Annotated in this window: 6 protein-coding genes; all 6 read right to left on the bottom strand. The window is 34.8% G+C overall.

Annotated elements, in window-relative coordinates; genetic code table 11:
- Nucleotides 1-308: 308 nt before the first annotated feature.
- Nucleotides 309-1,568: a cbb3-type cytochrome c oxidase subunit I gene (locus OZD62_RS04265; RefSeq protein WP_010962509.1), complete on the bottom strand. Its 1,260-nt coding sequence runs from the start codon at nt 1,566-1,568 to the stop codon at nt 309-311.
- Between the two features lie 34 nt (nt 1,569-1,602).
- Nucleotides 1,603-2,898 (bottom strand): Na+/H+ antiporter NhaC family protein, encoded by a 1,296-nt coding sequence (locus OZD62_RS04260; RefSeq protein ID WP_275019500.1) that lies wholly within the window; start codon nt 2,896-2,898, stop codon nt 1,603-1,605.
- Nucleotides 2,899-3,187: 289 nt separating this feature from the next.
- Nucleotides 3,188-5,641, bottom strand: coding sequence for an endopeptidase La (gene lon / locus OZD62_RS04255; protein ID WP_275019499.1), 2,454 nt, complete (start codon nt 5,639-5,641; stop codon nt 3,188-3,190).
- Between the two features lie 15 nt (nt 5,642-5,656).
- Nucleotides 5,657-6,934 carry an ATP-dependent Clp protease ATP-binding subunit ClpX gene (gene clpX, locus OZD62_RS04250; RefSeq protein ID WP_006279985.1) on the bottom strand — a complete coding sequence of 426 codons (1,278 nt, stop codon included), beginning with the start codon at nt 6,932-6,934 and terminating at the stop codon, nt 5,657-5,659.
- Nucleotides 6,934-7,560 carry an ATP-dependent Clp endopeptidase proteolytic subunit ClpP gene (clpP, locus tag OZD62_RS04245; protein ID WP_006280254.1) on the bottom strand — a complete coding sequence of 209 codons (627 nt, stop codon included), beginning with the start codon at nt 7,558-7,560 and terminating at the stop codon, nt 6,934-6,936. The genes clpX and clpP overlap by 1 nt, the downstream gene beginning before the upstream one ends.
- An 11-nt stretch (nt 7,561-7,571) precedes the next feature.
- The coding region (tig, locus tag OZD62_RS04240; RefSeq protein ID WP_275019498.1) for a trigger factor at nt 7,572-8,880 on the bottom strand (1,309 nt) is incomplete at its 5' end.

Genomic DNA, 8,880 nt, shown 5'->3' with positions numbered 1-8,880 from the left:
AAATTTACTAAACAGAAAAAAAGGCAAAAGAAACCCTAGGGTAGCTAGTTATTCACTATCCATTTTTTAAATCGGCGTTTTTTGATGTTTTAAATGCTTTATAAGCGCATTTCAGCTTATATTAGGTAAAAACTTAGAAATTTTATAAAGACATAAGGTGCACATAGTGCAAAAAATTAAACATGGGACGCCAGATACGTGAGTTTTTTTGTCATTTAATCTGTACAGAGAAGATAAATAAATAGCTTCAGTTTCATGATAAGGGGGCTGGCGGAGTTTGTCAAGGAAGTTTTTTTTGTTTCTATGGGTCAGTTGGTACGCGCTTTGCCTTTTAACAGATGTAAAAGCACAATTATTACGAACAACATTCCACCAACAACTGATATAGCGCCACCTATAATGAAGCACGTGCGTGCTAACATTGACGAAATACTTGGCAGATCTGCAACCTTCCTTAAAGCACCATATCCACCAAGCCACACAAGGCCAGTGATATGGAGAAAATGCCCTATACTGTAGGCATAAATCTGTAATCTTACCATGGAACTTTTTATCTCTTTAAAGTTTAATTTAGGTAACATCCAGTAGACAAAATTCATAAAAGCTATAGTGATACCAACTACAGAACCGTGATAATGAGCAGGAATCGTGACATTACCTTCAATAGTCAACACTCCGAGCACATCTCCATAAGTGAACAACAAAAATGAATGTAATAAATAGTTGCTTTTATCATTAATAAAAGTTCTGATGTTGTAGCACACTAATATTATCAAAAAGCACGGCAAAACTGCTCCAGCAATCCTCATATGCCAAGTAAAAAACTGTATTAACTTGGCACTATCAACTGGATAAACAAAATATACAAACGGTGCGCCTACAGCTAAAATCGTGTTTATAAATAGTGGTAAAATAGTAATTTTATTGTTTGAAGCTAAACTAATATCATTGGAACTTAGCATTATTAAATAGACTAAAAACATTCCTTGAGTAAAAGCAAACTGCAATAAATGTCCGCCTCCCCAAAAGAGATATTCGTAAAATAAATTATTATCTGAGTGATATAGACCTGGAGGCATATTATTATATGCTAAAACAAAGCAAAGAAATGACGATACAAGTATAATAACTAGCCCAATTTGCCCAACAGAGAGAAATGAAACCTCTTTTTTTGATGTGTATGCTAGCATTGTATTTACTAATATACTGGCAATAAATAAACTGAGTCCAAGTAAAAATAATTTGTTTTGTAATACGGGAATATAGTTACTTTTGATAACTTCAGTGTTTGGAACGAATGCGGATATAAACATGAGCAGCATCGAAAGGGTTGATAGAACCCATGAAAAGTTAAACCAACTATTGGTATTTTGTAGGTTTATGATAAAGAGCAGAGATATTATAGAGCACATCCACACTAAAATTGACAAGTTCACGTGTATTACCAGCGCATTATCAAAAATATATTGTGCAGAAGGAACAAGAGAGGAGATAAAAGGCAATCGTAGAAAAATAACAATTATTGACAGTAACCCAGAGCAAGCAAGAGCACATACTGCCAAGAACATCCATTTTCTACAGAGCGGAGCGTTGTCTTGTATATTAAGCACAATCTTTTTTCTCAATTTTGTTCAATACAATATATAACACTGCAATAATACCTAAAACATAGCAATAGTATACGTGTGGCACGACTGCCAAAGGTGAAACTCCAGCAATAGTGCTAGCCAAAAGCAATTGAGCGCCATACGGTATTAATCCTTGAAATACACAAGAAAATATGCCTAGCCATGCTGCACTATAGTGAGGCGGTATTTCATATTTCTTAGCAATATCTCTAGCAATTTCACCACTAAAAATTATAGCGATGGTGTTATTTGCAAGTAAAATATCAAATATGCTGACTATTTTTGCAATAAATAATTGCGCAGTTTTTTGTCCACCACGTTGTATCATAACCCAAGATGAAAGTTTATCTGCAAGCTCCTTAGAATTTTTACCTACCAGTCCTGAAAGCCCGCCAACCATCAATGACAGTAGCATAATTTCATGCATACTCATAAACCCTTTGGTGATGTTTTGGCTTAAAAACAATAAACCATGATTGTTGTTATTTATAAATCCAATGATTCCAGCAAAAGTTATGCTTAAAACCAATGCCGTAAATACATTTATTCCAAAGTTTGCAAGCAATATAAGTATTATGTAAGGAGTCACAAGCAATAAAGAATACTCCTTAACTGAAATAGCAGCACTATTGCTTGAGCTATAAAATAATATAATTATTGTGAATATAGAAGCAATTAGTGCCACTTTTGCATTCAGTTTTAATTTTTTCTTTATATCAGCCTTTTGAGACATCACAGATGCAATTGTAGTATCAGAGATAATAGATAAATTGTCGCCAAACATTGCTCCTCCTACAACGGTTGCAACTCCTAAGGAAGGAGAAATCCCAGCTTGTGTCAGTTCAACTGCAATAGGAGCAATTGTTGCAATGGTGCCCATTGATGTACCAATAGCAGTGGAGATGAAAGCTGCTACAAAAAATAATCCTATGAGTAAAAATTGTGTTGGTATAAATGAAAGAGCCAAATTAACTGTGGCATCAGCACTACCGATTGCTTTAGTTACTTCACTGAATGCACCTGCAAGTAAGAAAATGATACACATAGTGATAATATTACGATCTCTTACCCCATCTAGAAAGGCATACATTTTTTCTTCAGTATTGCCCTTGTATAAAACCCAATCCAGAGCTATGGCAGGAACAATGGCTACCAGTGGAGATAACTGATAAAAAGCATTTGACACGCCAAGAATAGTAAAATATATACCACTTCCTACAAAAAGAAATAGGAACAGTAAAATAGGCAAAAAATTTGTAAGATAAAACATACCTCTACTCCAGCTCTGATAAACGCAAATCAACTATGATATGATTTATATTATTATAAACCACAGTTAGCACCTTGACCAAGGTTTTTCTAGAAAGCAATCTACCAGAAAAGGTTTCCATGAAAAGGACTATTATAATATATCATCTACTTGAATAAAACTGGGAGATAGAATAAGTAAAAAATATGAATGACATAACAACAAAGCAAGTCATATCCTTATGGAATGCACAAGCTGGTAGATTCTTGCCGGATAAAAGAGAAATGGAGATTGATAATATTTTCTTAATCTAATGCTTCAATGTTTCCGATATAGGAAAAGTATCATCTTTATTTTCTATAGAGGAAGGCACACTATTTTGATTATCATCACCATTAATTGGAGTAGTAGGGTGCATTAAAGCAACTTTCATAACTTCATCAATATTCTTAGCAAAAACTACGTTGATCCCTTCTTTGATGCTTGCCGGAATTTCTTGCATATCTTTCTCATTTTCACTTGGTATAATCACAGTTTTGATTGATCCTCTGAGCGCTGCAAGCAATTTTTCTCTCAAGCCCCCGATAGCTAAAACTCTACCACGCAATGTCACTTCGCCTGTCATAGCAACATTTTTGTTAACTGGTATATTTGTCATAAGAGAAACAATAGACGTACATACTGCGCCGCCAGCAGAAGGGCCATCTTTTGGTACAGCACCCTCAGGTACATGCAAATGTATATCATTATTTTGGAATTTTTCGGGCTTTATACCAAAAAACAAACAATTTGATCGAATATAACTATACGCAGCTTTTATAGATTCTTGCATAACCTCTCCAAGCTTTCCTGTGTATTTTATTTCTCCCTTACCCGGAATTAGGACTGATTCTATCATCAAAATATCACCACCTGTTTCAGTATAGGCGAGCCCAGTTACTATTCCTACTAAACTCTCATTTTCCGCAATGCCAAAGGTATATTTACGTACCCCTAAATAATCTTGTAAATTGTCAACCCCTACGGATATTTTCTTATTTTTATCAGTCAATATTTCTTTAACTGCCTTTCTCATGAGCTTTGCAAGCTCCCTTTCCATACTCCGCACACCACTTTCACGTGTATATAAACGTATCAACTCGTATAACGCCTCATTAGTTATGTCCCATTCCTTCTGATACAAACCATGCTCCTTCTTTAACTTCGGAATAAGGTGGTGTGTAGCAATACTGATTTTTTCATCTTCAGTATACCCGGACAATTGTATAATTTCCATCCTATCACGCAAAGGATGTGGTAAATTTAAGCTGTTTGCCGTAGCTACAAACATTACACTTGAAAGATCAAACTCAACTTCCAAGTAATGATCCGTAAAGTGTTTATTGTGCTCAGTATCTAAAACCTCAAGTAATGCAGACGCAGGATCGCCACGCGAATCAGAACCCATCTTATCTATTTCATCAAGCAGAAAAAGCGGGTTGCATGAATTAGCTTTTTTCATGTGTTGAATGATTTTACCAGGCATTGAGCCAATATAAGTTTTCCTATGCCCTCGTATCTCAGACTCATCACGCACACCACCAAGAGCTATGCGAACAAAACCTCTTCCTACTGCTCTTGCCATAGACTTAGCTAAAGAAGTTTTACCAACACCTGGCGGTCCAACTAAGCAAAGTATAGGACCTTTTATCTCTTTTACTCTTTTTAATACCGCTAAAAATTCTATTATTCTATCTTTTACTTTCTCTATGCCATAATGATTTTCATCTAAGATTTTCTTAGCTGCATTTAAGTTAATTTTTGCATCTTTGTACTTTCCCCATGGCAACTCAAGCAACCAATGCAAGTAACTAGATATAACTGTAGCTTCAGGAGAAATGGGATTCATTTTCTTGTATCTCTTCAAATCAGTTATAGCTTTCTCTCTTGCTTCCTGAGAAAGCTTTGTTTCATTTATCTTTTTTTCAAATTCATTGAGTATATTCCCTTCATCACCATTCTCAAATTCGCCTAATTCTTTCTGTATAGCTTTCAATTGCTCGTTAAGGTAGTAAACTTTCTGAGTGCTTTCAACTTGCGATTTAATTGTCTTATATAAACGGTTTTGTGCGTTCAAAATACTCATTTCTCTCTCAATAAAAGCAAAAGCTTTTTTTAAACGCTCTTCTGGGTCATAAGCCTCAAGTATACTTTGTTTATCTGATACTTTTATATTTAAATGTGAAGCTACCGTGTCTACAAGTTGATCAACTTCTTTGATTTGATCAATGGAGTTAATGGCAACCTCGGGTTGATTTTTCTTGTTTAGCTTACACCAGCTATCGAACGCGTCTACAACAGACCGCCTTAAAGCTTCTAAATCAATATTGTCTTCATCTTCTTTATAATAATTGTCTAACTCTACCCTGGCTTGTAATAAAGTATGAGAGCTAATATATTCTACAACTCTTCCCCTTCTTATCCCCCGGATTATAACTTTTACTACATTGTCAGGTAATTTTATTAACGGTTGTACAATGCTTGCTAACACACCTACTTCATAAAGATCTTCAGGCTCTGGATTATCAACAGAGCCATCTTTCTGTGCTACAAGAAAAATCTCATTTTGGTGATTACTACTACTTATTGCATACTCTAGTGCATTAACAGATTTTTCTCTGCCTATGAATAAAGGCACCATTATATTTGGAAAAATTACTACATCTCTTAAAGGTAATACTGGCAATGCAGTAAAACTAGAGCTTACAGCACGTTCAATGTTCATAATATATGCCTCAAATTAATCATTAACCGTTATAACATTGCCATTGTTATTATGATTAACCGTTGCTTTTCCTAATTCTACCATTTTCTTAGTGATTACTATAGTGCTACCTTCAAAGCCTCCGTTTCCAGATGTATACATAATGTCAAGCAAAAGTGACTCCAAGATAGCACGTAACATTCTTGCACCTGTTTTGTAGCTTATAGCCTTTTTAGCAATAGCTGATATTGCTTCATCTGAAAACTCAAGGTTTACTTTGCTAAACGCAAGCAATGCTTTGTACTGTTTTATTAGTGCATTCCTTGGCTCTGTCAACACATGTATTAAATCTTCATGATCCAGCTCATCTAAAACAGCAGTTATTGGAACCCGCCCTACAAATTCGGGTATTAAACCGAATTTGATTAAATCTTCAGGTTGAACATCATGTAAAGCATTCTTTTTCTTTTGCTCTTTAGACTGACTTATATCTGCTCCAAAGCCAACTGACGTTCCCTTTTTTCTCGCTTCAATAATTTTATCGAGGCCTTCAAAAGCTCCTCCACAAATAAACAGTATGTTACTAGTATCCACTTGTATAAACTCTTGTTGTGGGTGTTTTCGCCCTCCTTGTGGCGGAACATAAGCAACTGTACCCTCCATAATCTTAAGCAGAGCTTGCTGGACCCCTTCACCTGAAACGTCACGGGTTATTGAAGTGCTTTCAGATTTTCTTGTAATTTTGTCTATTTCATCTATAAACACTATACCACGCTGTGCTTTTACAACGTCATAATTTGCAGCTTGTAATAAACGCGACAACACGCTTTCTACATCATCACCCACATAACCTGCCTCAGTTAAAGTTGTCGCATCAGCCATAGCAAATGGCACATCTGAAACTTTAGCAAGTGTTTTGGCTAGCAAAGTCTTACCAGAACCAGTGGGACCAATAAGCATTATATTTGACTTCTCGATTTCAATATCACTTATAGCATGAAATTGTACCATGGATTGACAATGGTTATACATAGCTACAGATAAAACGTGTTGCGCGTGTTCTTGACCTACAACATGCTTGCTGAGAAAGTTTTTTATATCCTCAGGTTTCTTTAGTAATAGCTTCATATCAGATATACGATCTGAATTAAAAGATCTATCTTTCTTTTGACTTATTGCTTTATGGGATAATTCTATGCACTCATTACAAATAAACACCTTTAAACCATCCGAAGAGTTAGTAATCAATTTATCTACTTCATCTTGCGCCTTGTTGCAAAAAGAACAGTAGTGTAAATCATTATTGTTATCCATTAACCCACCTTTTGTTTAACTTTAATATTTTCAATTTCAATATCTGTACGCTCAGCTATCACCCTGTCAATTAAGCCAATTTTCCTTGCTTCTTCAGGATCCATGAATTTATCTCTTTCCATCATTCCTTCAATTTTCTTCAGTGAATTTCCAGTATGTTTTTCATAAATTTGATTGAGTTTTTTCTTAACCCGCAAAATTTCATTAGCATGTATTTCTATATCAGTTGCTTGACCATGATAACCACCAGATGGCTGATGTATCATAATTCTTGAATGAGGTAGAGAGTAGCGCTTACCTTTTGTACCAGCTGCAAGCAATAAAGAACCCATAGACGCAGCTTGACCTATACATAAAGTTGAAACGTCTGGGTTTATATACTGCATTGTATCGTAGATCGACAAACCAGCAGTTACAACACCACCTGGTGAGTTGATGTACATACAAATGTCTTTATCGGGATTTTCCGATTCTAAAAATAAAAGCTGTGCTACTATTACACTGGCCATATTGTCTTCAATAGGACCTGTTACAAAAATTATTCTTTCTTTCACTAGTCTTGAATATATGTCATAAGCGCGCTCACCGCGACTAGTTTGTTCAACTACAATTGGTATAAGAGTCATACCTTTCCCTATTAAATATTATCAAATAATTCCTTTAATTCTTTCACAGAAACAATCTGCTCTTCTTTACTAACTTTTTCTATTATATAATCTGTCACTTTATACTCAAGCGCTTGCCCTCTAACTAATTCTTGAAATTGTTTATTTGATTCAAAATGCTTAAGTACTCTGTCAAATTGCACATCTTTACTGACATATTGATTTACAATAACACTCAAAACATCATTTTGAGTTAATGATATTTTATGTTCTGCACTAAATTTCATAAATAACATAGCAAGCTTTACACGTTTTTCAGCTTCTTTACGAGAATCATTTTGAGCACCCAATTCTCCTTCCATTCTTTGTTGCTCCTGTTTTACTATGTCTGTGGGTAAATCAAAACTATAATTAGCATCCAAATAATCAAACAGCTCCTTTTTAATTAAGAGATTTCTCATTTCGGTGCACTGATCACCAATCATTTTTTTTGCATGATTTATTAGCAAAGAATAATCTTTAAACCCAATACTCTTAGCTATTTCATCATCATTTTCAAAATCTTTGGCAATTTGAATCTCATTAACTCGCACAGAAAAATCAGCTTCCTGTCCTGCAAGGGAAATGGCTTGGTAATTTTCAGGAAATTTCAACTTAAAGTTCTTTGTTTCTCCCTTTTTCATACCAGTTAATTGATCTTCAAAACCATTAATAAATGTGCCAGACCCTAAATTAACGGCAAAATTTTTGCTACTTCCACCTTGAAAGAGCTTATTCCTAATCCGCCCTTCAAAATCAATTATCAATTTATCCCCATCTTTCGCTTGATAAGAAGCATCATCAACAGAGGCGAAATTGGGGAACTTTGTTTTAATAGAATCAATAAATTCTTTTATATCTTCCTCTTCAATCTTTGCTTCAATTTTCTTTAAGTTTATTTTGTCAAGATCTATCACTGGTACTTCAGGCATCGACTCAAAAGATAGCTTGTATACAAAATTGCCCTCCTCATTTTCTTTGCCCAGATCTGGTAATGATATAACATCAACCTTAGGATAAATGTGAGACTTGACTTCAATTTTTTTCATCAAATCACTTGAGCAATAATCAATTGTATTATTTATCACATATTCCAAAGCCTCGTTTTTATAATTTGCAACAACAAGGTCATAGGGCATCTTTCCAGCCCTAAATCCAGGTGATTTTGCATTTTCTGCTATCTCTTGCAACCTGGAATTTACCTTTTGTTTTATATAATCACTACCAACTGTGATTTCATACTCATACTTTAGTTTATCTATACTAAGCTCTTTGTAGGTATATACGCTACTTACTTCGACT

The organism is Wolbachia endosymbiont of Drosophila seguyi (genome assembly GCF_028981765.1).
Classification (GTDB): domain Bacteria; phylum Pseudomonadota; class Alphaproteobacteria; order Rickettsiales; family Anaplasmataceae; genus Wolbachia; species Wolbachia pipientis.
The sequence above is the reverse complement of the archived record's forward strand: the minus strand, read 5'-3'. Positions and strand labels throughout refer to the sequence as shown.